At 34.0% G+C, this 25672-nt stretch carries 26 protein-coding genes and 1 riboswitch; of the genes, 16 read left to right on the plus strand and 10 right to left on the minus strand.

What is annotated here, in order from left to right:
* Nucleotides 1–108: 108 nt before the first annotated feature.
* The 5 genes from qoxD to CM54_RS02255 all read right to left on the minus strand — a co-directional run bounded on the left by qoxD (nucleotide 109) and on the right by CM54_RS02255 (nucleotide 4725).
* On the minus strand, nucleotides 109–399 hold the full coding sequence (gene qoxD, locus CM54_RS02235) for a cytochrome aa3 quinol oxidase subunit IV (RefSeq protein WP_002435478.1): 291 nt from the start codon (nucleotides 397–399) through the stop codon (nucleotides 109–111).
* Nucleotides 396–1001 carry a cytochrome aa3 quinol oxidase subunit III gene (gene qoxC / locus CM54_RS02240; protein WP_002435471.1) on the minus strand — a complete coding sequence of 202 codons (606 nt, stop codon included), beginning with the start codon at nucleotides 999–1001 and terminating at the stop codon, nucleotides 396–398. The genes qoxD and qoxC overlap by 4 nt, the downstream gene beginning before the upstream one ends.
* Nucleotides 991–2979: a cytochrome aa3 quinol oxidase subunit I gene (qoxB, locus tag CM54_RS02245; RefSeq protein WP_002435303.1), complete on the minus strand. Its 1989-nt coding sequence runs from the start codon at nucleotides 2977–2979 to the stop codon at nucleotides 991–993. Before qoxB ends, qoxC begins: the two co-directional genes overlap by 11 nt.
* Nucleotides 2979–4103 carry a cytochrome aa3 quinol oxidase subunit II gene (qoxA, locus tag CM54_RS02250; protein ID WP_037548657.1) on the minus strand — a complete coding sequence of 375 codons (1125 nt, stop codon included), beginning with the start codon at nucleotides 4101–4103 and terminating at the stop codon, nucleotides 2979–2981. Before qoxA ends, qoxB begins: the two co-directional genes overlap by 1 nt.
* 304 nt (nucleotides 4104–4407) lie before the next feature.
* Nucleotides 4408–4725, minus strand: coding sequence for a DUF5011 domain-containing protein (locus CM54_RS02255; protein ID WP_002435347.1), 318 nt, complete (start codon nucleotides 4723–4725; stop codon nucleotides 4408–4410).
* Nucleotides 4726–4986: 261 nt separating this feature from the next.
* Between CM54_RS02255 and CM54_RS02260 the strand changes: the two genes are divergently transcribed.
* Entirely contained in the window at nucleotides 4987–6132 is a 1146-nt protein-coding gene (locus CM54_RS02260) for a globin domain-containing protein (protein WP_023350481.1), read from the plus strand.
* A 91-nt stretch (nucleotides 6133–6223) separates the two neighbouring features.
* Here CM54_RS02260 and folD read toward each other — a convergent pair whose 3' ends face one another.
* Nucleotides 6224–7081, minus strand: a complete 858-nt coding sequence (folD, locus tag CM54_RS02265) for a bifunctional methylenetetrahydrofolate dehydrogenase/methenyltetrahydrofolate cyclohydrolase FolD (protein WP_002435335.1) — start codon at nucleotides 7079–7081, stop codon at nucleotides 6224–6226.
* Nucleotides 7082–7284: 203 nt separating this feature from the next.
* On the opposite strand from folD, the gene purE reads away from it, so the two are divergent.
* The 11 genes from purE to purD are packed head-to-tail and all read left to right on the plus strand — an operon-like array spanning nucleotide 7285 to nucleotide 18514.
* Entirely contained in the window at nucleotides 7285–7767 is a 483-nt protein-coding gene (gene purE, locus CM54_RS02270; RefSeq protein WP_037548660.1) for a 5-(carboxyamino)imidazole ribonucleotide mutase, read from the plus strand.
* The gene (gene purK, locus CM54_RS02275; protein WP_037548663.1) at nucleotides 7754–8881 is read left to right on the plus strand and encodes a 5-(carboxyamino)imidazole ribonucleotide synthase; all 1128 of its coding nucleotides are present in this window, start codon (nucleotides 7754–7756) and stop codon (nucleotides 8879–8881) included. The genes purE and purK overlap by 14 nt, the downstream gene beginning before the upstream one ends.
* Entirely contained in the window at nucleotides 8882–9589 is a 708-nt protein-coding gene (gene purC, locus CM54_RS02280; protein ID WP_037548665.1) for a phosphoribosylaminoimidazolesuccinocarboxamide synthase, read from the plus strand.
* Nucleotides 9586–9846: a phosphoribosylformylglycinamidine synthase subunit PurS gene (gene purS / locus CM54_RS02285; RefSeq protein ID WP_030065170.1), complete on the plus strand. Its 261-nt coding sequence runs from the start codon at nucleotides 9586–9588 to the stop codon at nucleotides 9844–9846. The genes purC and purS overlap by 4 nt, the downstream gene beginning before the upstream one ends.
* A 1-nt stretch (nucleotide 9847) precedes the next feature.
* The gene (purQ, locus tag CM54_RS02290; RefSeq protein WP_037548667.1) at nucleotides 9848–10519 is read left to right on the plus strand and encodes a phosphoribosylformylglycinamidine synthase subunit PurQ; all 672 of its coding nucleotides are present in this window, start codon (nucleotides 9848–9850) and stop codon (nucleotides 10517–10519) included.
* Nucleotides 10512–12701, plus strand: a complete 2190-nt coding sequence (purL, locus tag CM54_RS02295) for a phosphoribosylformylglycinamidine synthase subunit PurL (protein ID WP_002435462.1) — start codon at nucleotides 10512–10514, stop codon at nucleotides 12699–12701. Before purQ ends, purL begins: the two co-directional genes overlap by 8 nt.
* Entirely contained in the window at nucleotides 12680–14164 is a 1485-nt protein-coding gene (gene purF / locus CM54_RS02300; RefSeq protein ID WP_002435420.1) for an amidophosphoribosyltransferase, read from the plus strand. The genes purL and purF overlap by 22 nt, the downstream gene beginning before the upstream one ends.
* Nucleotides 14157–15191: a phosphoribosylformylglycinamidine cyclo-ligase gene (purM, locus tag CM54_RS02305; RefSeq protein ID WP_037548668.1), complete on the plus strand. Its 1035-nt coding sequence runs from the start codon at nucleotides 14157–14159 to the stop codon at nucleotides 15189–15191. Before purF ends, purM begins: the two co-directional genes overlap by 8 nt.
* Complete coding sequence (gene purN / locus CM54_RS02310; RefSeq protein ID WP_030065175.1) at nucleotides 15188–15754, plus strand: phosphoribosylglycinamide formyltransferase; 567 nt, start codon at nucleotides 15188–15190, stop codon at nucleotides 15752–15754. Before purM ends, purN begins: the two co-directional genes overlap by 4 nt.
* 15 nt (nucleotides 15755–15769) lie before the next feature.
* Nucleotides 15770–17248 carry a bifunctional phosphoribosylaminoimidazolecarboxamide formyltransferase/IMP cyclohydrolase gene (purH, locus tag CM54_RS02315; RefSeq protein ID WP_002435431.1) on the plus strand — a complete coding sequence of 493 codons (1479 nt, stop codon included), beginning with the start codon at nucleotides 15770–15772 and terminating at the stop codon, nucleotides 17246–17248.
* Between the two features lie 27 nt (nucleotides 17249–17275).
* The gene (gene purD, locus CM54_RS02320; protein WP_037548671.1) at nucleotides 17276–18514 is read left to right on the plus strand and encodes a phosphoribosylamine--glycine ligase; all 1239 of its coding nucleotides are present in this window, start codon (nucleotides 17276–17278) and stop codon (nucleotides 18512–18514) included.
* An 88-nt stretch (nucleotides 18515–18602) separates the two neighbouring features.
* On the opposite strand, the gene CM54_RS02325 is transcribed toward purD, so the two are convergent.
* From CM54_RS02325 to graF, 4 genes are all read right to left on the minus strand, one after another.
* Entirely contained in the window at nucleotides 18603–19409 is an 807-nt protein-coding gene (locus CM54_RS02325) for an energy-coupling factor transporter transmembrane component T family protein (protein WP_037548673.1), read from the minus strand.
* The gene (locus CM54_RS02330; protein ID WP_030065184.1) at nucleotides 19402–20805 is read right to left on the minus strand and encodes an ABC transporter ATP-binding protein; all 1404 of its coding nucleotides are present in this window, start codon (nucleotides 20803–20805) and stop codon (nucleotides 19402–19404) included. The genes CM54_RS02325 and CM54_RS02330 overlap by 8 nt, the downstream gene beginning before the upstream one ends.
* 13 nt (nucleotides 20806–20818) lie before the next feature.
* Nucleotides 20819–21394: an ECF transporter S component gene (locus tag CM54_RS02335; RefSeq protein ID WP_037548683.1), complete on the minus strand. Its 576-nt coding sequence runs from the start codon at nucleotides 21392–21394 to the stop codon at nucleotides 20819–20821.
* A gap of 87 nt (nucleotides 21395–21481) precedes the next feature.
* Nucleotides 21482–21583, minus strand: a riboswitch (TPP riboswitch).
* Nucleotides 21584–21739: 156 nt separating this feature from the next.
* On the minus strand, nucleotides 21740–21874 hold the full coding sequence (gene graF, locus CM54_RS12505) for a glycopeptide resistance-associated protein GraF (protein ID WP_002435469.1): 135 nt from the start codon (nucleotides 21872–21874) through the stop codon (nucleotides 21740–21742).
* 155 nt (nucleotides 21875–22029) lie between these two features.
* On the opposite strand from graF, the gene auxA reads away from it, so the two are divergent.
* The 4 genes from auxA to CM54_RS02355 all read left to right on the plus strand — a co-directional run bounded on the left by auxA (nucleotide 22030) and on the right by CM54_RS02355 (nucleotide 25672).
* The gene (gene auxA, locus CM54_RS02340) at nucleotides 22030–23325 is read left to right on the plus strand and encodes a lipoteichoic acid stability factor AuxA (protein ID WP_002435336.1); all 1296 of its coding nucleotides are present in this window, start codon (nucleotides 22030–22032) and stop codon (nucleotides 23323–23325) included.
* A 151-nt stretch (nucleotides 23326–23476) separates the two neighbouring features.
* On the plus strand, nucleotides 23477–24649 hold the full coding sequence (locus CM54_RS02345) for a class I SAM-dependent rRNA methyltransferase (RefSeq protein WP_023350473.1): 1173 nt from the start codon (nucleotides 23477–23479) through the stop codon (nucleotides 24647–24649).
* A gap of 59 nt (nucleotides 24650–24708) precedes the next feature.
* On the plus strand, nucleotides 24709–25248 hold the full coding sequence (locus CM54_RS02350) for a hypothetical protein (RefSeq protein WP_002435405.1): 540 nt from the start codon (nucleotides 24709–24711) through the stop codon (nucleotides 25246–25248).
* A gap of 157 nt (nucleotides 25249–25405) precedes the next feature.
* Nucleotides 25406–25672, plus strand: coding sequence for a phosphocarrier protein HPr (locus CM54_RS02355; RefSeq protein WP_002435387.1), 267 nt, complete (start codon nucleotides 25406–25408; stop codon nucleotides 25670–25672).

Consider the following 25672-nt stretch of genomic DNA (forward strand, 5'->3'; position numbering starts at 1 on the left):
TATCATTGTATCATCATAATTTCGACAATAAAAAAGCAAGCTAACATATATATGCTAGCTTGCGCGTTGATTAACTAAGCCATGAGCTTGATAATCTTTACCTCAGTTTTATAAGTGGTGAGAGTGACCACCTTGCATTACCCAATACGTACCAATAACGATAGCTAGGGTAATGATGATTGCGAAGATAACTTTGAATGATTGAACTCGACCATCTTTACCTTCAGTTAAGTGCATGAACATTAATAATTGAACTGCAGCTTGAATAAAAGCAAAACCAAAGATAATTGTTACCTTAGCATGGAATGTCATTGATGTGTATAGTGTTACGAAAACTGCTAAAAGCGTTAAAACGATTGAAGCAATGAAACCGACAGTATGTTTTACGATTGTATTCATCCGCTATACACCATCCCTATCATATATACGGCAGTGAAGATGAAGATCCAAACAACATCTAAGAAGTGCCAGTATAAACTTACTATAAATAATTTAGGAGCATTGTATGAATCTAAACCGCGAGTTCCGATTTGGATTAATAAACAAATGATCCAAACAATACCTACTGATACGTGACATCCGTGCGTACCTAATAGGATGAAGAAACTAGACCAGAAGGAACCGATAGTAGGATTTACTCCTTCTTGTGCATAGTGTGCGAATTCGTAAATTTCAAAACCTACGAATACAAGCCCTAATAATACAGTGATAATCATCCAAATCATCATTAAGTTCTGTTTCTCTTTTCGCATGTAGTAAATTGCAATACCACAAGTGTAAGAACTTAATAATAATGAGAATGTCATAATTAGTACAAGAGGCAATTCAAATAACTCTGTAGTCATTTTGTGAGCGTAATCGCCACCGTGTTGCAAAGTTAATAACGTTGCGAATAGGGTACCGAATAACGCGAATTCAGCTGTAAGGAAAATCCAGAAGCCAAGTTTATTTAATTCGCCTTCATGACTACGTGAATCGATTGTATTAGTATCATGACTCATGACTTACAGCCTCCCTTTCTTTAATACGAGCTTCTCTTAAACGTTTTTCAGTTTCTGCAACTTCAGAAGCATGGATGTGGTAACCATGATCAATTTGGAAACTTCTCCAAATCATAGTTCCAAAGATACCTGCTAAGCAGATAATTGCAGGAACGAGTGTTTCAAAGATTAAGAAGAAACCACCGATTGTAAAGAAGATACCCATCCAGAAACCTACTGGAGTATCGTTAGGCATATGAATATCTTTGTAATTATGGTTGTCTAAGTAATGACGACCATGTTCTTTCATATCAACAAAAGTATCGTAGTCATTCCAATCTGGAGTGATTGCAAAGTTGTATTTAGGTGGAATAGCTGAAGCTGTTGACCACTCTAAAGTACGACCAAGTCCATCCCAGTTATCACCAGTTGCTTCACGTGGTGCTTTGATATGAGCATAGACGATACTTGCAACTAAGAATAGGAAACCAATTCCCATTAATAATGCACCGATAGTTGAGATGAAGTTTAATAACCACCAACCATCAGAAGGCATGTAAGTGTATAAACGACGTGGCATACCATCTAATCCGAGTACGAATTGAGGTAAGAAACAAACGTTAAATCCGATCATGAATAACCAGAAGCACCATTTGTTTAATGTTTCGTTTAATTTGTAACCCATCATTTTTGGATACCAGAAGATTAAACCAGCTAAGCAGGCAAATACTACACCAGTAACCAATGTATAGTGGAAGTGGGCTACTAAGAAATAAGTGTTGTGATATTGATAGTCAGCAGATGCCATCGCTAACATTACACCTGTAACCCCACCTAATAGGAAGTTAGGGATGAATGCTAGTGAGAATAACATAGGTGACTCGAATGTAATTCTACCTTTATACAATGTTAGTAACCAGTTAAATAATTTAACTCCGGTAGGAACACCGATTAACATTGTTGAAATTGAGAAGAATGAGTTGATTAACGCACCATTACCCATTGTGAAGAAATGGTGAACCCAAACTAAGAAACTTAAGAACGCGATACCTGCAGTCGCCCAAACCATGCTTTGGTGACCGAATAGGCGTTTACGTGCGAAAGTTGGGATAATTTCTGAATAAATACCGAATGCTGGCAAGATAACGATGTATACCTCAGGGTGCCCCCATACCCAGAAGAAGTTTGCCCATAACATCGGCATACCGCCATCTGCTACTGTAAAGAAGTGTGTACCGAACACTCTATCTGTAGTCATTAATGCTAACGCAACTGTTAAAACAGGGAAAGCTAAAATGACGATAAGCGTAGTAATAAATGTTGTTACAGTAAACATTGGCATTTGCATGAACTTCATTGTAGGAGTTTTACATCTAAGTATTGTTACAAAGAAGTTAATACCAGTCATTAATGTACCAAGACCAGAAATTTGTATTGCAACTAAATAGTAGTTGACTCCTGGTCCAGGACTAAATTCACCAGCAAGTGGTGCATAGTTAGTCCAACCTGCAGCTGGAGATCCACCTACGATAAATGATAGGTTGAATAAAATCATACCAGCAAAGAATAGCCAGAAACTAACGTTGTTCATTACAGGGAAGGCAACATCACGTGCACCGATTTGTAATGGAACGACGATATTCCATAAACCAAAGATGAAAGGCATCGCCATGAAGATAATCATGATTACACCGTGCGTACTGAAAATTTCATCATAGTGGTTTGCTTCCAAGAATTTATTATCTGGAATAGTTAATTGAGTACGAATTAATAACGCGTCAATACCACCACGTACGAACATTAATACGGCACAGATTAAATACATTACACCGATTTTTTTATGGTCTACGGATGTGAACCATTCTTTGTATAGATATTTCCATAATTTAAAATAGCTAATTACTGCGATAAGTCCGATAACTAAGAATGGGGCAGCAATTTGCGCCATGATAATCATCCAGTTACCTTTAACGAGTAATTCATCCCATGGAAAATTCATTAATGTCCACCTCCATGATCATCATGTTCTTTTTTTTGAAGTTTAGACGCATTTTCGTCTTTTGCTCCTTTAGAAATTTTTTCCATTTCTTTAGAGTTATGGTCCTCTTCTTTTTTGAACTCACTGTCATATTTTTCATTGTTGCCGAGAATAATAGGTTTCATACCATGACGTTCATAGTTCGCGTTTGTCACTTTGACCTTACGAGCTGGTTTAACAGGTTTATCTTTTACATCTTTATAAAGATCTTTTTCTTCAGTGAAGTTAGGATCTTTCTGAACGAAATTATAACGTTTATAAGCGTAGAAGATATATTCTGGATCAGCTGCTGGGTCAACAAACGCCATATGAGTACCATTGAATGTTAATTCTTTATTAGGTGTGCTTGGTAAGAGTTGTTTATCAAATGTATCTTGATTTAATGTTTTCTTACCTTTAGCTTCTTTAACCCATTTATCGAAATCATTTTGGCTTACAGAGTGAACTTTAAATGTTTGACGAGCAAATCCGTCACCATTGAAGTTAGAGTTACGACCTCTGAAGGTACCTAATTGATCTGCTGTTAAAGTCCAATTCATTGTCATACCAGTCATAGCATATTTCTGACCACCTAATTGTGGAATCCAGAAACTTGTCATAGTATCCATAGCTTGAAGCTTGAATACGACTGGACGATCTTTAGGAATTGTTAATGTATTAACAGTCTCGATGTGTTGATCTGGGTAAGCAAAGAACCATTTGTAACCAGCGCTTACTGCGTAAACCACAAGTGGGTCTTTGTCTTTTTGAGGTGGTTTCTCATAATCATATAATGTTTTAACTGTTGGTACAGCTAAAGCAATAACGATTAGGATAGGTACCACAAACCAAATTGTTTCTATTAAAGAATTGTGGTGCATCTTGCCTGATACTTCATTCTTATTATAACTGTACTTATAAATAAAGAATGCAAACATGGCAAGCACAACGACAACAATAACAAGCATGAAGATGATTGAGTAGATGATCAAGAACTTCTGACTACTTGCTACTGGCCCTTTTGCATTAAAAACTTCTATATTTGAACAGCCACTAAGTAAAATTAGTGTGCCAAATAATAGAAGCAAAGACTTAAATTTTGACACTTTTTTTGACCTCCTAATACTACAAATGTAGGGCTTACCACTAATTTTAGTTTATTACACAATATTTACAAGTACCTGTAAAAAAAAATTTGTTGTTATATGTAAAGAATAAGCATTGATATAAGGTATGACGGGGATTTTAAGATTTGTTAAAATTATGTGTACATTTTGTGAAATTAGACAAATTTAACAAAATTGCATGTAATACAACTTATGTATTGAGAAGTGTTATCAATTGAAGGGTTGAGGGGGATTTTGCAAATAAAAAAGTTGAGAAAATTCTCAACTTTAAATAGGAAAGATTCTATTTTACTTCAATATATCTTGTAGATGTTTTTTCTGCTCCATCAGAGTCAGTTACTATATATTTAACTTCATATTTTCCAACTTTAGATGTATCTACCTGACCGTCGACTTTGATTTTATGAGTTAAGTCACCATCTTCTTTATCATATGCGCTTATACCATTTAATAAATTATAATCTTGGCCTTTTTCAATTACAATATCATTGACCCCGCGTAGTTGAGGTTCGGTATTAGTAGTCGCTTCTGCATTTAAATTAGGCGTTACTAAGGTAGCTGAAACACCAAGCGCTGATAATGACTGTAGTAATTTATTCATAACTTAACCTCCGTCTGATAGTCATCTATGATTTAAATCTAATATACTTTATATTTAAGATTTATACATCATACTATGGTCTTAATATACCCCAGTTTTAATAAAAATTAAATATATTTTAAGTAAATTTCATTAAAGATTATGTAAATTGAAAGTTTTGTGAAGGTTTTAGCATTTTATTTATTTTTTAGAAAAATAGGAATAGAATTAACTTGCAATAAATTAATAGGCCTTTTGAGACCTTATGTGGGAGTGGAAATAATGTTAACGGAAAAAGAAAAAAGTATCATTAAAGAAACTGTTCCTGTATTACAGGATAAAGGTGAAATAATTACATCACATTTCTATAAAAGAATGTTTAAACAACATCCTGAATTAAAAAATATGTTTAATCAAACGAACCAACAAAAGGGTCTTCAATCAACTGCACTTGCACAAAGTGTTTTAGCTGCGGCAGTTAACATTGAGCATTTGGAAAATATTATGCCAGTAGTTAAAGAAATCGCTTATAAACACTGTGCATTACAAGTACCACCTGCTGGATATGATATTGTTGGTGAAAATCTGATTGCAGCTATAAAAGAAGTAGTGGGATTAGATGATGATCATGAAATTATTAAAACATGGAAGAAAGCCTATCAAGATATCGCTGATGTATTTATTTCAGTTGAAAAGGATATTTATAGTCAAATGGCTTGGGACGGTTTCCAACCATTTAAAATAGAAGAAATTAAACATATTTCTTCAGATATTAAGTCTTTCACAGTTGTTTCAGATAAACATGATTTAAGTCAATTTGTTCCAGGTCAATACATTACCGTAGATGTAAGTAGCGAAAAGATGCCGTATCGTGCAAAACGTCATTATTCAATAGTAAAAGGTGACAAACAACATTTAACATTTGCAGTTAAACGAGATGTGACAACTGAGCATGAAGGAGAGGTATCTACTATATTACATGATGAGTTAGTAGAAGGTGATTCAATTAATTTATCTGCACCAGTAGGTCCATTTAAAGTAGAAAACTTGAATAACGAACAATTATTCTTAGGATCTGGTATAGGAGTTACCCCTTTAGTACCAATGTTTAATGAAGCAGTTACAAATGGGTCTAAAGCTCAATTTATTCAGGTTACTAATGATGTTAACGATGCACCGTTTGAATCATTAATTAATGAAATTGCAACTACTAAAGAATCTGTTGATTATCACCTACATGATAAAAACTCAGAAGGCTATCTAGATGAAGAAAAACTTAAAGACTATATTAATGAAGAAACAGAAATTTATATTTGTGGAGGTACTCACTTCTTACAATCAATTATAAAAGCATTAAAAGAAATGAATGTAGATACAAATAAAATTCATTACGAAACATTCATTCCTAAATTAAGTGTAACTGTATAATATAATGAAGAAACCATCTCAGTATTTAAATGATTACTGAGATGGTTAATTTTTTTTATTTAAAGAATGGAAAGTTATAGAGCGTAGAGATTTATTCAATTCCTCTGCGCATTTTTTCTGCTATAAGTGTATTATTTAGTACCATAGTAATTGTTAATGGTCCTACACCACCTGGAACAGGTGTAATTGCTCCGGCGATTTCTTTCACTTCTTCATATTCTACATCGCCTTTTAATTTGCCATTTTCATCAGGTGTATTACCAACATCAATAATTACTGCACCTTCTTTAACCACGTCTTTAGTTACAAGGCCAGGTTTACCTACTGCACTGACGATAACGTCTGCATCTTTTAAGTGTTTACTCATATCTTTTGATCGTGAATGTAAAATAGTTACAGTTGCATTCTTTTGTAGTAATAGTTTTGAAACAGGTTGACCAACAATATGACTTCTGCCTATTACAACAGCATGTTTACCTTCTAGATTAATATCCGCATGTTTTAAAATTTCCATAATTCCTAATGGTGTACAAGGTACAAAAGTTTGCTCATCAATATAGAGTTTACCAATATTTGAAGGATGGAAACCATCTACGTCTTTATCAGGATTAATAGATTCTAAAACTTTTTGTTCACTCACTTGTTCCGGTAGAGGAACTTGAACAAGAATTCCACTCACAGAATCATCGTTGTTAAGTCTGTCTAACTCTTTTAGAACGTCTTCTTCTGATGTTGATTCATCTAAATGTACAATTTCGGAAATCATTCCTATTTTTTCAGCAGCTTTCTTTTTAGATTTTACATAACTTTGACTTGCGCCATCATTACCAACTAGAATAACTGATAATTTTGGAGTGAAACCACGTTCTTTTAAAGATTCAACTTGTTCTTGTAATCCTTGACGATATTCCTTAGCTATTTGTTTTCCATCTAATACTTTAGCAACCACTTAAAACTCCTCCTTTAATTTCTTTAATATCTTAACTTTAACATTAATTATAAAGTAATTGATAGTCAAAAGACGTAAATTAAATTTAAAAATATAATTAAAGTTCGATTTTTGATTGAAAAACTATCCTATGATTGTTATGCTATATCTGTAATATACAACTAATTCTTATCACAATCCAAACTTTTGAAAGGGTGTAAAACGTGAGAGTAGCAGTCATTATGGGTAGTTCTTCAGACTGGGAGATTATGAAAGAGAGTTGCTTGATGTTAGATGAATTTAATATTCCGTACGATAAAAAAGTGGTTTCTGCTCATCGTACGCCACAACTTATGTTTGAATTCGCTAGTCAAGCAAAGCAAAACGGCTATGACATTATTATTGCTGGAGCCGGTGGAGCAGCACATTTACCTGGTATGGTAGCGTCAATGACTACTTTACCTGTCATAGGTGTGCCAATAGAGTCAAAAAGTTTAAAAGGGTTAGATTCTTTATTATCTATAGTACAAATGCCTGGTGGAATACCGGTAGCAACTACGGCTATAGGTAAATCAGGTGCAAAAAATGCTGGAATATTAGCAGCTAGAATGATTGGTATGACTGATAACACAGTTCATAAGAATTTGGAAAATTATGAAAAAACATTAGTGAATAAAGTGGAGGCAATGCAAAATGAGCTTCAATAAACTGAAATTCGGTTCAACAATCGGAATTATTGGTGGAGGACAATTAGGGAAAATGATGGCACAGTCCGCACAAAAAATGGGCTTTAAGGTTATTGTCCTTGATCCAAACGAAGACAGTCCATGTCGCTATGTTGCACATCAATTTATTCATGCTAATTATGACGACGAACAAGCATTAAAAGAACTAGGTGAAAGTTCAGACGTCATCACTTATGAATTTGAAAATATTTCTTCACAACAACTTAAACAACTTACAGAAAACTACAATATACCTCAAGGCTATCAAGCAATTCAGTTACTTCAAGATCGTCTTACTGAAAAGCAAACATTAAAAGATGCTGGAACACAAATCGTTCCTTTTCTACAAATAAAAAATAAACAAGATTTATATCAAGCTTCTAAGGAACTAGGGTATCCATTCATCGTTAAAACTCGCTTTGGTGGATATGATGGGAAAGGACAAATCCTAGTTAAAAATGAGTCAAATTTAGATGAAGCGATTGATTTAATTTCTAATCAAGAGTGTGTAGCGGAACAATACCTTGATATTGATAAGGAAGTTTCTCTTACAGTAACTATCGGAAATGAGCAACAAACAACTTATTTTCCATTACAAGAAAATGAACATAGAAATCAAATCTTATTTAAAACAGTCGTACCTGCTAGATCCGATAAAGAAAATGAAGCGCGTAAAGAAGTGGATAAGATAACCAATGCAATTCATTTTGTAGGTACATTTACTGTTGAATTTTTTATAGATAAAGAAAATAATCTTTACGTTAATGAGATAGCACCACGCCCTCATAATTCTGGACACTATTCAATAGAAGCATGTGACTTTTCTCAATTTGATACCCATATTTTAGCAGTAACAGGACAGAGACTCCCACAACAAATTGAAGTCTTGAAACCAGCAGTGATGATGAATTTACTCGGACGCGACTTAGATTTACTTGAAAATGAATTTGCAAATCATCCTGAATGGCACGTTCATATCTATGGTAAATCACAACGCAAACCAGATAGAAAAATGGGGCATATGACATTACTTACTGATGATGTGAATCAAACTGAACAATACATGTTAATGAAGTTCGAAGGGAGAGACAAATAAGTGTCATTATTATATGAAGGAAAAGCAAAACGCGTTTATACTACCGATACAGAATATCAATTGCGAGTAGAATACAAAGATGAAGTAACCGCAGGCAACGGAGCCAAAAAAGACACAATGGTCGGCAAAGGAAAGTTAAATAATCAAATCACATCAATTATATTTGATTATTTAACTCGTAACGACATCAATAACCACTTCATTAAGCAACTTTCAGAGACAGAACAAATAGTACAACAAGTAGACATTATCCCATTAGAAGTCGTAGTGAGAAATATCGCCACTGGTTCTATTACTAAGCGATTAGGATTTGAAAAAGGGCACGTGTTTGAAGAACCATTAGTCGAATTTTTCTATAAGAATGATGACCTTAACGATCCTTTAATTACTGATGATCATGTAAAACTACTTCATATTGCTAAAGATGATGAAATAGAAAAGTTAAAACATATGGCAAAAGAAATTAATAAAGTATTGGTTCAACTTATGGAAGAAATGGAGCTAAGACTTGTCGATTTTAAAGTTGAATTTGGTAAAACACATGATGGCGAAATTTTACTAGCTGATGAAATTTCTCCTGATACATGTCGTATATGGGACAAATTTTCAGATACAAACTTTGATAAAGACGTTTATAGAAATGATACTGGCTCACTCATTGAAACGTATCAAACATTCTTGAATAAATTGGAGGATCTTAAACAATGAAAACAATCGAATTGCACATCACTTTACAACCACAAGTATTAGATACTCAAGGACAAGCTCTAAACAGAGCTGTACATGATTTAGGTTATACACAAGTGAATGACATACGCGTAGGTAAAGTTCTATACATGACGGTTGATGAAGCAACAGATGAAGCGGTTGATAATATCATTACGACATTAAGTGAAAAGTTATTCGCTAACACAGTGATAGAAGAATATAACTATAAAGTGATTGAAGAAAAGGAGAATGCATAAGATGAAATTCGCAGTTCTCGTATTCCCTTGCTCTAACTGTGATAGAGACATGTTTAATGCCGCAATTAAATCTGGCGTTGACGCAGCTTACGTCGATTATCGTGAAACGAGCCTCGAAGGATTTGATGGGGTTCTGATCCCTGGTGGCTTTTCATTTGGTGATTATTTAAGATCTGGAGCAATGGCAAGTGTGGCTCCTATTATTAATGAGGTTAAACGTCTTGCAAAAGAAGGAAAACCAGTGCTTGGAGTATGTAATGGTTTCCAAATATTGACAGAAATTGGATTACTTCCTGGTGCGTTGCTTCATAATGATTCTCATCTTTTCATAAGTAGAAATGAAACTTTAAAAATTGTTAATAATCAAACTCCATTTACTCATTTATATGAAGCTAATCAAGAAGTCGTTTATCCTGTTGCTCATGGTGAGGGGCATTACTATTGTACAGAAGAGATCTTTAATGAACTTGAACAAAATAATCAAATTATCCTTAAGTATATTGATAATCCTAATGGTTCTTATGAAGATATCGCAGGCATTGTTAATAAAGAAGGAAATGTTTGTGGAATGATGCCTCATCCTGAACGCGCATTAGAAACACTACTAGGCACTGACAGTGGAGTGAAATTGTTTGAATCAATGGTTAAAAGTTGGAGGGAACAACATGTCTAAATTTATCGAACCAAGTGTTGAAGAAATTAAACTTGAAAAGCTTTATCAAGATATGGGACTTAGTGATAAAGAATACGATAAAGTAGTTGAAATTCTTGGTAGAGAACCCAACTTTACTGAGGTAGGAATCTTTTCAGTAATGTGGAGTGAACATTGTTCATATAAACATTCTAAACCATTCTTGAAACAGTTTCCGACTACTGGTGAGCATGTCTTAATGGGCCCTGGTGAAGGGGCAGGTGTAGTGGATATTGGAGATAATCAAGCAGTCGTATTTAAGGTGGAATCACACAATCATCCATCAGCTATAGAACCTTATCAAGGCGCTGCAACAGGTGTAGGTGGAATTATTAGAGATATCGTCTCAATAGGAGCGAGACCTATTAACTTGTTAAATAGTCTACGTTTCGGTGAACTATCAGTCAAACAAAATCAACGACTTTTAAAAGGAGTTGTGAGCGGGATTGGTGGTTACGGAAATTGTATCGGTATTCCGACTACAGCTGGTGAAATTGAATTTGATGATCGATATGATGGCAATCCACTTGTAAATGCAATGTGTGTAGGTGTCATCGACCATGACATGGTCCAAAAAGGTACTGCTAAAGGCGTTGGTAACTCAGTTATTTATGTTGGTCTGAAAACTGGTCGCGATGGTATTCACGGTGCCACATTCGCTTCTGAAGAACTAACTGAAGAAAGTGAAAGTAAACGACCTTCAGTTCAAATCGGTGATCCATTTGTAGGTAAGAAGCTCATGGAAGCAACACTTGAAGCTATTACGTTCGATGAACTGGTAGGAATTCAAGATATGGGGGCAGCAGGTTTAACATCTTCTTCATCTGAAATGGCTGCTAAAGGTGGAAGTGGTCTTCATTTAAAACTTGACCAAGTTCCTACTCGAGAACCTAATATTTCACCATATGAAATGATGCTTTCTGAAACACAAGAAAGAATGCTACTTGTAGTTGAGAAAGGTACTGAACAAAAATTCTTAGACTTATTTGATAAACATGAACTTGATAGTGCAGTGATTGGTGAAGTTACTGATACAGATCGATTCGTATTAACTTATGAAGATGAGGTATTTGCAGATATCCCAGTTCAACCACTTTCTGACGAAGCACCAGTTTATATACTTGAAGGTGAAGACAAAGAATACAATACGTCTAAAAATGATTATAGCAATATTGATGTAGAAGATGTATTTTCAAAATTATTAAAGCATCCAACGATTGCTTCAAAACGTTATTTATATGAGCAATACGATCAACAAGTTGGAGCAAACACGATAGTGAAGCCGGGTCTTCAATCTTCAGTTGTACGAGTAGAAGGAACTAATAAGGCAATCGCTTCAACAATTGATGGTGAAGCACGTTATGTTTTTAATCAACCATATGAGGGTGGAAAGATGGTTGTTGCAGAGGCATATCGTAATTTAATTGCGGTTGGTGCGACGCCACTTGCAATGACAGATTGCTTAAATTATGGTTCACCGGAAAAGAAAGAAATTTACCAACAATTAATTGATTCAACTAAAGGCATGTCTGAAGCGTGTGAAGTTTTAAATACACCTGTTGTATCAGGTAACGTTTCGCTTTATAACGAAACGCGTGGTACGTCTATTTTCCCAACGCCAGTTGTAGGAATGGTCGGTCTTATTGAAGATATTAATTATTTAAACGATTTCCATCCCAAAGCTGGAGAAAAACTTTATTTAGTTGGCGATACGCGTAATGATTTCGGTGGAAGTCAAATCGAAAAGTTATTATATGGTTCTGTGAACCATGAATTTGAAGAGATTGATTTAAGCGATGAAGTTGAGAAGGGTGAATCCATTAAACAGGCAATTCGTAACGGCGTGGCTTCTCATGTTCAAACAGTAGGTAAAGGTGGTTTACTTCTTACCCTAGCTAAAATAAGTGCATACTATAATCTTGGACTTCATGCACAACTTGATATGACTAATGCACAATTATTTAGTGAAACTCAAGGTCGTTATATTATCTCAGTTAAAGACGGTCAGACTTTAGATATGAATCAAGCTATAGAGATTGGTCAATTAACAAGTGATGACACATTTAAGGTCTCTAATTCAGAAGTTACAATTTCGGAAAAGGTTTCAGACATTAAACATACATGGGAAGGAGCAATCGCTCAATGTTTAACAACTCAGGATTAAATGAGGAATGTGGCGTATTTGGAATCTGGAATCATCCTGAAGCAGCACAATTAACTTACATGGGTCTTCATAGTTTACAACATCGTGGTCAAGAAGGTGCAGGGATTGTAGTTTCGGATGATCAAACACTTAAAGGGGAAAGAGGACTAGGTTTACTGACTGAAGCAATTAAAGATACTAATATGGAAAATTTAAAAGGGTATCCACATGCAATTGGTCATGTACGATATGCAACATCTGGTAATAAAGGGATTGAAAATATACAACCCTTTTTATATCACTTTTATGACATGAGTGTCGGTATTTGTCATAACGGTAATTTAATTAATGCTGAATCTTTACGTCAAAATTTAGAAAAGCATGGTGCAATATTCCATTCATCATCTGATACTGAAGTCATCATGCACTTAATTCGTCGCAGTAAAGCACCAACCTTTGAAGAAGCACTTAAAGAAAGCTTACGCCAAATTAAAGGTGGTTTCACATTTGCGATACTTACTGAAGATGCACTCTATGGCGCAGTTGACCCTAATGCGATTCGTCCACTTGTAGTCGGTAGAATGGAAAATGGTGCATATATCTTAGCTAGCGAAACTTGCGCTATTGATGTTCTGGGTGCAGAGTTTGTACAAGATATCCATGCTGGAGAGTATGTCATTATCAACGATGATGGAATCGTTGTCAAAAATTATACACGTCATGTAAATACAGCTATTTCGGCTATGGAATATATTTATTTTGCAAGACCAGATTCTACAATAGCTGGAAAAAATGTTCATGCTGTGAGAAAAGCATCTGGTAAAAGACTCGCTGAAGAAAGCCCTGCAAAAGCTGATATGGTTATTGGAGTACCTAATTCTTCACTGTCTGCAGCGAGTGGTTATGCTGAACAAATTGGGCTTCCTTATGAGATGGGTCTCGTTAAAAACCAATATGTTGCACGTACATTTATTCAACCGACACAAGAATTACGTGAACAGGGCGTACGTGTTAAATTATCGGCAGTTAAAGATATTGTCGAAGGTAAAAAAATTATTCTTGTAGATGATTCAATCGTGCGTGGTACTACGTGTAAAAGAATTGTGAAAATGCTTAAAGATTCAGGAGCTGATGAAGTGCATGTGAGAATCGCTTCTCCAGAGTTCATGTTCCCTAGTTTCTATGGTATTGATGTGTCGACTACTGCAGAGTTAATTTCAGCAAGTAAATCACCAGAAGAAATTAAAGATTACATTGGTGCTGATTCACTAGCATATCTAAGTGTTGATGGGCTCATTGACTCAATTGGTTTGAATTATGATGCACCGTATCGTGGATTATGTGTTGAAAGTTTCACAGGAGATTATCCAGCAGGTCTTTACGATTATGAAAAGAATTACAAATCACATTTAAGCGATCGTCAGAAAGCTTATATAGCTAATAATAAACATTATTTTGATAGTGAGGGAAACTTACATGTCTAAAGCGTATGAACAATCAGGTGTAAATATTCATGCAGGTTATGAAGCGGTAGAGAGAATATCAAGTCATGTTGAACGTACAATGCGTAAAGAAGTCTTAGGTGGACTTGGAGGTTTTGGTGCTACTTTTGATTTATCTCAACTTAATATGAAAGCACCCGTACTCGTTTCTGGTACAGATGGTGTAGGTACGAAATTAAAACTTGCTATTGATCATGGCAAGCACGATACGATTGGTATTGATGCTGTAGCGATGTGTGTGAATGATATTTTAACGACTGGAGCAGAACCTCTATATTTCTTAGACTACATTGCTACAAATAAGGTAGTTCCATCAATTATTGAACAAATCGTCAAAGGTGTGAGTGATGGGTGTGAACAAACGAATACCGCATTAATTGGTGGAGAAACTGCTGAGATGGGTGAAATGTATCACGAAGGTGAGTACGATATTGCAGGTTTTGCAGTGGGCGCTGTTGAAAAAGATGAGTACATAGATGGTTCTAAAGTAGAAGCAGGACAAGCAATTATAGGTTTAGCATCGAATGGTATTCATTCTAATGGCTATAGTTTAGTTAGAAAGCTTATTAAAGAATCTGGCATCAATTTACATGATAACTTTAATGGAAAGACTTACTTAGAAACGTTTTTAGCACCCACTGAATTATATGTAAAACCAATTCTAGAATTGAAAAAACATGTGGATATTAAAGCAATGAATCATATTACTGGTGGCGGATTCTATGAAAATATACCAAGAGCTTTACCTAAAGGGTTGTCGGCTAGAATAGATACAACTTCGTTCCCAACATTAGACGTTTTTAATTGGTTACAGCAACAAGGGAACATTAGTACAGATGAAATGTATAATATCTTCAATATGGGTATAGGCTATACCGTTATAGTAGATAAAAAAGATGTATCAACAGCTTTAGCGGCTTTACAAGAGCTTGATGTGAAAGCTTATGAAATTGGTGAAGTGATTGAAGACGCTGATACGCCACTTCATTTAATGGGGGTAGAATCGTGATTAAAATAGCGATTTTCGCCTCAGGTTCAGGTAGTAACTTTGAAAATATCGTTAAACATGTTAAAGAGGGCGATTTGCAGAACATAGAAGTGACTGCACTATATACTGATAAAGCTAATGCTCAGTGTATAGAACGAGCTAGAAAATTAAATATACCTGTTCATATTAACCAACCTAAAGACTTTGCTTCAAAGTCATCTTATGAACAACAGTTGCTTAAACATTTATCCGATGAAGGGGTTCAATGGATAGTTTTAGCAGGTTACATGAGATTGGTTGGTCAAGATTTACTTCAAGCCTTTGAAGGACGAATGTTAAATATACATCCTTCACTATTGCCTAAATATAAGGGGTTAGATGCAATAGGCCAAGCATTTGATAGTGGAGATACAGTGACAGGTTCAACCGTGCATTATGTAGATAGTGGCATGGATACGGGAGAAATTATTGAACAACAACAATGTGATATTAGAACGGACGACACGAAAGAAGATTTAGAAGAGAGAGTCAAAAATTTAGAATATGAACTTTATCCTAGAGTTATCGCTAAAATCATTAAATAGAGGAGTATCTAAGCAATGAAAAAAGCAATTTTAAGTGTTTCAAATAAAAGTGGAATTGTAGAATTCGCTAAATCATTAACTTCATTAGATTATGAATTATATTCTACAGGTGGCACTAAACGTGCGCTAGAAGATGCGGGTATCGCTGTAAAGTCAGTATCTGAATTAACTCAATTTCCTGAAATAATGGATGGTCGAGTAAAAACATTACATCCAGCTGTTCATGGGGGTATCCTAGCAGATCGTGATAAACAAGAACATCTCGATCAATTGAATGAACAACATATCGACCTTATCGATATGGTTGTCGTCAACTTATATCCTTTCCAAAAAACAGTAGAAAATCCAGATGTTACTGAAGCAGATGCTATTGAAAATATTGATATTGGCGGACCAACGATGTTGCGTGCTGCAGCTAAAAACTTTAAACATGTAACAACAATAGTACATCCTTCAGATTACAATGAAGTCATTGATAGAATTAAAAATAATCAATTAGATGAAGATTATAAAAAATCCTTAATGATTAAAGTATTTGAACATACAAATCAATATGATCATGCCATTGTAAGTTTCTTTAAAGGTGATAAAGAAACACTTAGATATGGTGAGAACCCTCAACAATCTGCATACTTTGTAAGAACATCAGATAGTAAACACACAATTGCTGGTGCGAAACAATTACATGGTAAACAGTTAAGCTTTAATAACATTAAAGATGCGGATGCGGCTTTAAGTTTGGTTAAAAAATTTGAAGAACCTACAGCAGTAGCAGTTAAACATATGAATCCTTGTGGCGTAGGTGTTGGAGAAACGATTGAAGATGCATTTAAAAATGCATATGATGCTGATAATCAATCCATTTTCGGTGGAATTATTGCATTGAACCGTACTGTAGATGCTAAATTAGCAGAAACATTACATTCAATCTTTTTAGAAGTAGTTATTGCTCCTAAATTTACTGAAGAAGCACTTGAAATTTTAACTCAAAAGAAAAATATACGTTTACTTGAAATAGATATGACCATTGATAACGCTGAACAAGAATTTGTTTCTGTTTCTGGTGGTTATTTAGTGCAAGATAAAGATAATAAGGATGTCACTCGTGAAGACATGACTGTTGCTACTGAAGTACGTCCAACTGAATCACAGTGGGAAGCAATGTTATTAGGATGGAAAGTTGTAAGTTCTGTAAAAAGTAACGCTGTGATTCTAAGTAATGATAAACAAACTGTTGGTATAGGTGCAGGGCAAATGAATCGCGTAGGTTCAGCTAAAATTGCTATCGAGAGAGCAATTGAAATTAATGATAATGTTGCGCTAATTTCTGATGGTTTCTTCCCAATGGGGGATACAGTAGAATATGCGGCAGAACATGGTATTAAAGCCATTATTCAACCTGGTGGCTCTATTAAAGATCAAGAATCTATTGATATGGCTAATAAATATGGTATCACAATGGTTATGACTGGAATGCGTCACTTTAAGCACTAAGTTTTACTTAAAGAAAGGAGTAAACTTATGAAAGTTTTAGTTATCGGAGCAGGTGGACGTGAACACGCATTAGCTTCTAAAATTAATCAATCCTCACTCGTTGAAAAGGTCTATGCTATACCAGGTAATGAAGCAATGGTTAACGTTGCTGAAATTCATAATGAAATAGCCGAGTCAAGTCATCAAGAGATAATAGATTTCGCTATAAATAATAACATTGACTGGGTGGTCATAGGACCTGAACAACCATTAATTGATGGCCTAGGAGATTTACTTAGACAACAAGGAATAAAAGTGTTTGGCCCAGGGCAAGCTGCTGCTCAAATTGAGGGTTCGAAGCTCTTTGCGAAACAACTTATGGAGAAGTATGACATTCCTACTGCAGATTATAAAGAAGTAACGAATCGATCTGACGCGCTAACGTATGTTAAAACGTGTGAATTGCCGGTAGTTATTAAGAAGGATGGTTTAGCAGCTGGGAAAGGAGTAATAATTGCCAAAACCCGAGATGAAGCTATCGAAGGTGTAGAAACGCTTTACACTAAAGAGCAAGGGCAAGTGGTTTTTGAGAGCTTTTTAGAGGGTGAAGAGTTTTCATTAATGACATTTGTTAATGGTGATTATGCAGTTCCTTTTGATTGTATCGCTCAGGATCATAAACGTGCTTATGATAATGATGAAGGTCCTAATACTGGAGGCATGGGGGCATATTGTCCTGTTCCGCATATTAGTGAGGATGTACTTCATCAAACCAATGAGCGCATTGCTCAACCTATTGCTCAAGCGATGAGTAAAGAAGGGTATCATTTCTTTGGCTTGCTCTATATTGGTGCTATTTTAACAAAAGAGGGTCCTAAAGTGATAGAGTTCAATGCAAGATTTGGTGATCCAGAAGCGCAAGTGTTACTCACGCGTTTAGAAAGTGATTTAATGCAACATATTATTGATTTAGAACAACGTCAACCAATTCATCTTAAATGGAAAGATGAAGCAGTTGTAGGAGTCATGTTAGCATCTAAAGGGTATCCAGGATCATATGATAAAGGATATAAAGTTAGTGGTTTCGACCCAGATTCTCATTATTTTGTTAGTGGTTTAAAGAAAGAGAGAGACCATTTTGTTAATGCTGGTGGTCGTGTGATCCTAGCCATTGGTGAAGGAGCTACGGTTAAGGATGCACAAGCTGCTGCATATAACAACGCTGAAAAAATTAAAAGCGATAATCTTTTCTATCGTAATGATATAGGCAATAAAGCAATAAAATAGTAAAAAAGGAGATGCACAATAAATGTTGCATCTCCTTTTTAATGTCTATCATTTAATTGATTAAACTTTATTGAATATAGTGAAATTTTTATCCTAATTTTCCAAAACGTACATCATGAATGCCAGTTAATGGTAAATAGCCTGATAGTATGAAAGATAGACCAATAATCATTAACACACAAACAATAAATACTACATCTTTATATGAGAAAGGTGTCTCGTAGTAATACGTTCTAGGGCCATCTTTAAAACCTTTAGATTCCATAGCAACTGAGAGTTGATGTGCAAGTCGTATGTTTTGACTCAATAATGGAATAACTAAATGATTTAATCTTTTTAGTCCTTTATAATTTGAGGCATCAATCATTTGGTATCTCATTTTTAATGAGCGTCTCAATTGGATTAATGAACTTATAATTAAAGGAACCATTCGTATTGCTGCCATGAAGGCATAGGCAATTTTGGGTTTGATTTTTAGATGTTGCATTAAACTATAAAAAATCATAACTATTTGAGATGTTAATGCTATAAGAATCCCGAACATTGATACTGTGATTGTTCTTAAAGAGAGATGTAAGCCTCGTACTATACTTTCTTCACTAATTTGAACGATTCCAAATTTAACTAACATATGCTCACCATCACCATAAAGTATCATAAATAATGAGGATAGTAAGGCGAATAGGGTGGTAACTAGTATGAATATACCTGTAATTTTAAATTCTGTACCATTAAATAATAGTAAGAAAATAAACATGAGTAACACGATATAAATCATAAAATCGAAATTATGAATGAAGATAATAAAGAAAAAAAGTGCGATTCCTAGTATTAATTTCGTTATAATATTTACATCATCAACAAAGGTGTGACGTTTCTTCCATCTTTCAAACAACGTGCTCACCTTCAATCTCTTTAAGTATTCCATCTTCAACATGTAAACGACGTGTTGGATATCGACGAATGATTTCCGAATCATGTGTGACCATAACTATTGTTTGCCCTTGTTTAACGCGTTCTTGAAAAAGTTTAATAAGTTGGAACGTATTATGACTATCTAAACCAAATGTAGGTTCATCTAACAATACAATTTCTGCCTTTGAACTAAGGGCAGTTGCTACGCTTAATCGGCGTTTTTGTCCCGTTGATATTTCAAAGGGATGATGATTTTTAACCTGATCTAGATGAAGTAATTTAAGCAATTGAATAGTTTCTTGTTCAGCATTTTCAGGGTCTAAATGGTTATAATGAATGTAAACTTCATCATAAACTGAATTCGTAATAAATTGTAATTCTGGATTTTGATACACGAGATACATGTGTTTTGCTGCTTGTTTAATCTTTTTCAGTTCTTCATTATTATAAGTCATTCGACCTTTATATTTTATTAATTGAAGTATTGATTCGAGCAAAGATGTTTTACCAGCACCATTTTCTCCTGTTATAGTTAGCCATTCTCCTTTATGTAATTCAAAGTCATCAACAGAGAAGAGCGTTTGTTTACCACGTACGATTTGGCCTTGTTGAAATTCAAATAAACTATTGGAAGGTTGAATATCTAGTTTAATAGGACGTGGCGCATAATTCCAGGCTTTAGGATGCCACACGCCATACTCAGTTAATAAATGTTCGTAGTCATTAAGAATGTGTTGAGGAGTATCATCAGCTATGATTTTTCCTTCATAATTCATTAATAGTACGCGATCCACATGTTGCCAAATATGTTCAACCTTATGTTCGACGATTAATACTGTTTGTTCATCCCACAATTCTATTAATTTCTTCCATAAATCCTCAGTTGCTTGAACATCTAACATAGCAGTTGGTTCATCTAAGAATAAGGTTTCCGCTCTTTGTAAAATGGTTTCTACGATAGCTAACTTCTGCTTCATACCTCCGCTTAGTTGATTTACATAAGTTTGGTCAGAGACTTTAAGATTTACAGATTCAAGTGCTTTTTTAATTTCATTATCCATTTCACTACGAGGGATTTTGCGGTTCTCTAACACAAAAGCTAACTCTTCATATACTTTAGGCATACAGAATTGTGTATCAGGATTTTGGAAAATGACACCACTTTGATGATCGACATGTAATTCATCATATTTCATTGGTAGTTCAATTAAATTAGGAACAATACCACTTAGTACATTAAGTAATGTGCTTTTACCCGACCCTGATGGGCCGAGTAAAAGCACTTTTTCCTTATCATTAATCTCTATATTTAAGTTATCAAAAATTTTTCTATCCCCGTTAGGGTATTTCAAACGTAAATTTTTTACTTTTAACAATTAAAAAATCCCCTTATAGGTTATCGTAGTCATGTTTAGAAGCTGGTCTAAAGAGTTTAGTAACTCCCGTTTTATCAAGTGCTTTAACAAGCCAATAGGACACTAATCCTGTGATAACAATTCCGCTAATTGATCGGAATAGAATGAATAAGAATAAGTTCCATCCCGCGACTTCATTTAAGTAACCGTAAAAATAATCTACTGGGAAAGTGGCCAGTGCAGTGACCAAACCAGCAAGCATTGCTACTGCTGCAGAACGAGATTGATATTTAAAAATTGCGAAGATAATTTCGCATGCTACACCTTGTAATAAAGCATAGATAATTGTAGGTATATCAAATTTACCCATGACTATTGTTTCGCCAGCCCCTGCAGCTAGTTCAGCTAAGATTGCGATACCTGGTTTTGGAATAATTAAGTAGCAAACTACTGCTGCCATAAACCAAACACCATATGTAAGCTGCTCTAGGTGAATACCTGCAACTTGTGTAATATTGTAGAAGAACCACCATAAGTTATAGATGATTGCGAAGACTACAGATATTAATACAGTTACAAGTATTTCTGATAGTTTTAAACCTTTTGACATTGTGTCTCCTCCTAAAAAAACGCACAACCCTCCCTAGGAAAGTTGTGCGTCAGAAGATATATCTTAATGAAGTAAGTTCATCAGATTCTATAGTTAACTACACTTTCCTACGCTAGTATCTAGCTAGATCAGGTTCGAAGGGTTTGAGGATTTCCTCATCTCAGTAAATATACACCCCTAGTGCGTCGATATTTTAATTTAAATTAAATGTATGATTTTTCTATTGTATTGTCAAGGTAGTTTGAGGAAATTGAGGATATGGATAAATAAGTTAATAAAGTTTTTTATAAAAAGCTCTCAAAGTATAAACTTTGAGAGCTTTTCAATGGCAAATATTTATAGTAATTAATCTAACGTATCTTGTACATCTTTTTTCGTTTGTTCAATATCATCAGTTTTTTCTTCATTTTGTTCTTTTAGTTTTTCTTCTGCTTCTTTAGCTTTTTCAGCAGATTTCTTTTCGAATTCTTCTTTTCCCATAGTATTTCCACCCCTTAAATAGGAATAATTGTTTACACAACAACTATACCCCGTTATTCTATAGATAAACCCTAATAGGTCTATAGACGTATTTCATGGTTAATTTAAAGACAATTAGAAAATCTTCATATATAATAACGTTTGAGGTGAACAGTATGTCTTTTCTTAGGAAACACACCGAGATCATATTTAGCTACATTATCGGTATCGTTTCACTTTTCACAGGTCTCATCATTCTAATTAACTTACCATTGATTAAACAATTTAATGGTGATAAAAAAGTTAATACTCATGTACATAATGTATGGGAATTTCTTAATGCATTCTTCGCTGAAATTATAAAAGTGATGAGTAGGTTTATAGGTAGTTTCCCAGTTATAAGTGCCATTATTATTATTTTGTTTGGTATCTTAGTTATGCTTTTAGGTCATACTTTATTCAGAACTATTAAATATGACTATGACATATCCATTTTCTTCTTAGTTATTGGTATTATGTATTTTATTATTACACTAATATTAATGACTCAAGTTTATGGTTTCTTCGCAATTGTGTTTATTATACCGTTCATCGTTCACATCGGATACATTGTTTATAAAGATGAATTAAATAAAAATAATCGTAAAAGTCATTATATGTGGATTATCGTGACATATGGTATTAGTTATTTAATTACACAAATTTCTTTATACGGACGTATAGATGCGAATGAAATTGAATCTATAGATATTTTAAGTGTGAACACATTCTTCATTATTATGTGGTTATTAGGACAGATGTCTATATGGAATTTCTTATTCTTAAGACGATCATTACCATTAACTAAAGAAGAATTAGGCGAGGAAGAACCTGAACTTTCTAGAACAAATAAAGGAAACGTATCTAATCAAACTAAAGTTCACTTAAAACAACTACAAGATAAAACAACAGAATATGCACGTAAGACTAGAAGAAGTGTAGATTTAGATAAAATAAGAGCTAAAAGAGATAAATTTAAGGAAAAAGTTAAAAATATTGTAGATATTCAAGAAGATGATATTCCTAATTGGATGAGAAAGCCAAAATGGATTAAACCAATGTATGTTGAGTTGTTCTGTGGAGCTGTTATTTTATTCTTTACATTTCTTGAATTTAATAACCGCAACGCCCTATTCTTATCAGGAGAATGGGAACTTTCTCAAACGCAATATGTAGTAGAGTGGGTCACACTCATATTATTACTATTCATAATCATCATCTTTATTGCTACAACTTTAACTTATTATTTAAGAAATAAATTTTATTACTTACAGCTCTTCATGGGTAGTATTTTATTCTTTAAATTCTTAACTGAATTTATCAATATTATGATTCACGGTCTATTGTTATCAATTTTCATCACACCAATTTTACTGTTAATGTTAATTGCAATGATTGTTGCTTATTCATTACAGTTAAGAGAGAAACCATAATTGATTACTAAAAGTCATTGTTATTGTTTATTCAATAACAGTGGCTTTTTTACATATAATTAAAGACTGATATTTGTTAAAATGATTTTGAAATTGTGCTTACGTATTAATTTTTGAAAAAAGAGAATAGAAAGTGAGGTAAAAGTAAAAAATGAAAATAGCAACATTGAATAGAGGTAAAGAAACTAAATATCTTAATCAATATCCTTTAATTGATGAGGAAGATATTTACCAACATGACCACCTTAAAGAAGGGGATTTAGTTAAAATTGTGACTGATCAACAACAGTATATCGCAACTGGCTATGTTGGCCGTCAACATAAAGGATTAGGTTGGGTATTAAGTTATGATGAAAATGAGGACATTAACACTCAATTCTTCGTAAAATTATTTGAAAGTGCATTAGAGGAAAGAGAATATTATTTCAACATTGATGGTACAAATGCTTTTAGACTTTTTAATGCTGAGGGTGACGGCGTAGGAGGCCTCACAATTGATAATTATGATAGTCATTTATTAATTCAATGGTATTCCAAAGGCATTTATAAATTTAGATATCTTATCATAGAAGCAATTAAAACAGTATTTGGTTATACGTCATTATATGAAAAAATGAGATTTAAGGATACAACATACACAGGTGGATTTGTTGATGGTGAAGCCCCTGAGTTTCCAATTACTATTGAAGAAAATTTCACATTTTATAATGTAGATTTAGAAGATGGTTTAATGACTGGTATCTTTTTAGATCAAAAGGAAGTACGTAAAAAATTAAGAGACCAATTTTCCGAAGATAGAGATGTATTAAATTTATTTAGTTATACAGGAGCGTTTTCAGTTATAGCAGCTCAGAATGCACGTTCAACTACAAGTGTTGACTTAGCAAATCGTTCAAGAGGCTTAACGGAAGAAAACTTTGGTTTAAATGGTATTGATCCTAAATCTCAATACATTTATGTGATGGATACGTTTGACTATTATAATTACGCGGCACGTCATGGTCTTCAGTATGAAACGGTAGTCATTGATCCGCCAAGTTTTGCACGCAATAAGAAAAAGACATTCTCAGTTCAGAAAGACTATGGTTCACTCGTTAAAGGCGCCTTAAGTGTATTAGCTCCAGAGGGTTCACTGCTATTATGTACAAATTCAAGTGCATTTTCTTTAAAAGCGTTCAAAAATGTGATTAAAAAGACATTAGATGAAGAGGGGGTAGAGTTTGAAATAAGAGAGGTCATGGGACTTCCTAAAGATTTCAAGACTCATCCACATTACAAACCTTCAAAATATTTAAAAGCTGTATTTATAGATATTAAGCATTAAATTTTTAAATATTGGGTATAAGATTTTATTGAAACAATACTAAGAAAGGATGTATGAATTTGGGTATTAGAAGTAAATTCACAAATGATATCACTAATAAAGTGGGCAATGAACTTTTAAATATAGAAGAAATTAAAGAAAAAAATAATTTACCTAAGACTAAAGAAGAATTAGCGCGTCGCCGAGAACAGGCGTTAACGTTAGTTAAAAAGAAATCAATACTTTCATCAGGCGCAAGTATTGTACCTATCCCAGGATTAGACTTCGGTGTAGATATTAAATTAATGAGAGACATTATTGAGGATGTTAACAAAATTTATGGTTTAGATCATAAAGAAGTGAATTCGTTAGGGGATGATGTAAGAGAGAGAGTGATGTCTGCTGCAGCGATTCAAGGGAGTCAATTTGTAGGAAGAAAAGTTTCAGAAGCACTCTTAAAAGTTGTTATTAAAGATGTAGCGAAACGAGCAGCTGCTAAACAAACAAAATGGTTCCCAGTGATCGGTCAAGCTGTTTCAGCTTCAATTAGTTACTACTTTATGAATAAACTTGGTAAAGATCACGTTGAAAAATGTGAAAAAGTTATCAATAACCTATAGTAAGTGATATAATTTCTAATGTAACGTAAATAATGATATTGAAACCGGTTTTAAACGAATTGAATTTAACAATCGGTTTTGGTAAAGTTATTGTATAAAATATATGTTAGATTGTAATAATATTGAAGATTCTAACTATACGAAGGAGAATATAACTATGGAACAAAAATCATATGTAATTATCGACGAAACAGGGATTCACGCTCGCCCTGCTACAATGCTAGTTCAAACTGCATCAAAATTTGATTCAGATATTCAATTAGAATATAACGGTAAAAAAGTTAACTTAAAATCAATCATGGGTGTTATGAGTTTAGGTGTAGGTAAAGATGCTGAAATCACTATTTATGCTGACGGTAGCGATGAAACTGATGCTATTGAATCTATCAGTGATGTCTTATCAAAAGAAGGATTAACTAAATAA

The sequence above is a fragment of the Staphylococcus sp. TE8 genome (assembly GCF_000692055.1).
In the GTDB taxonomy this organism is placed as follows: domain Bacteria; phylum Bacillota; class Bacilli; order Staphylococcales; family Staphylococcaceae; genus Staphylococcus; species Staphylococcus capitis.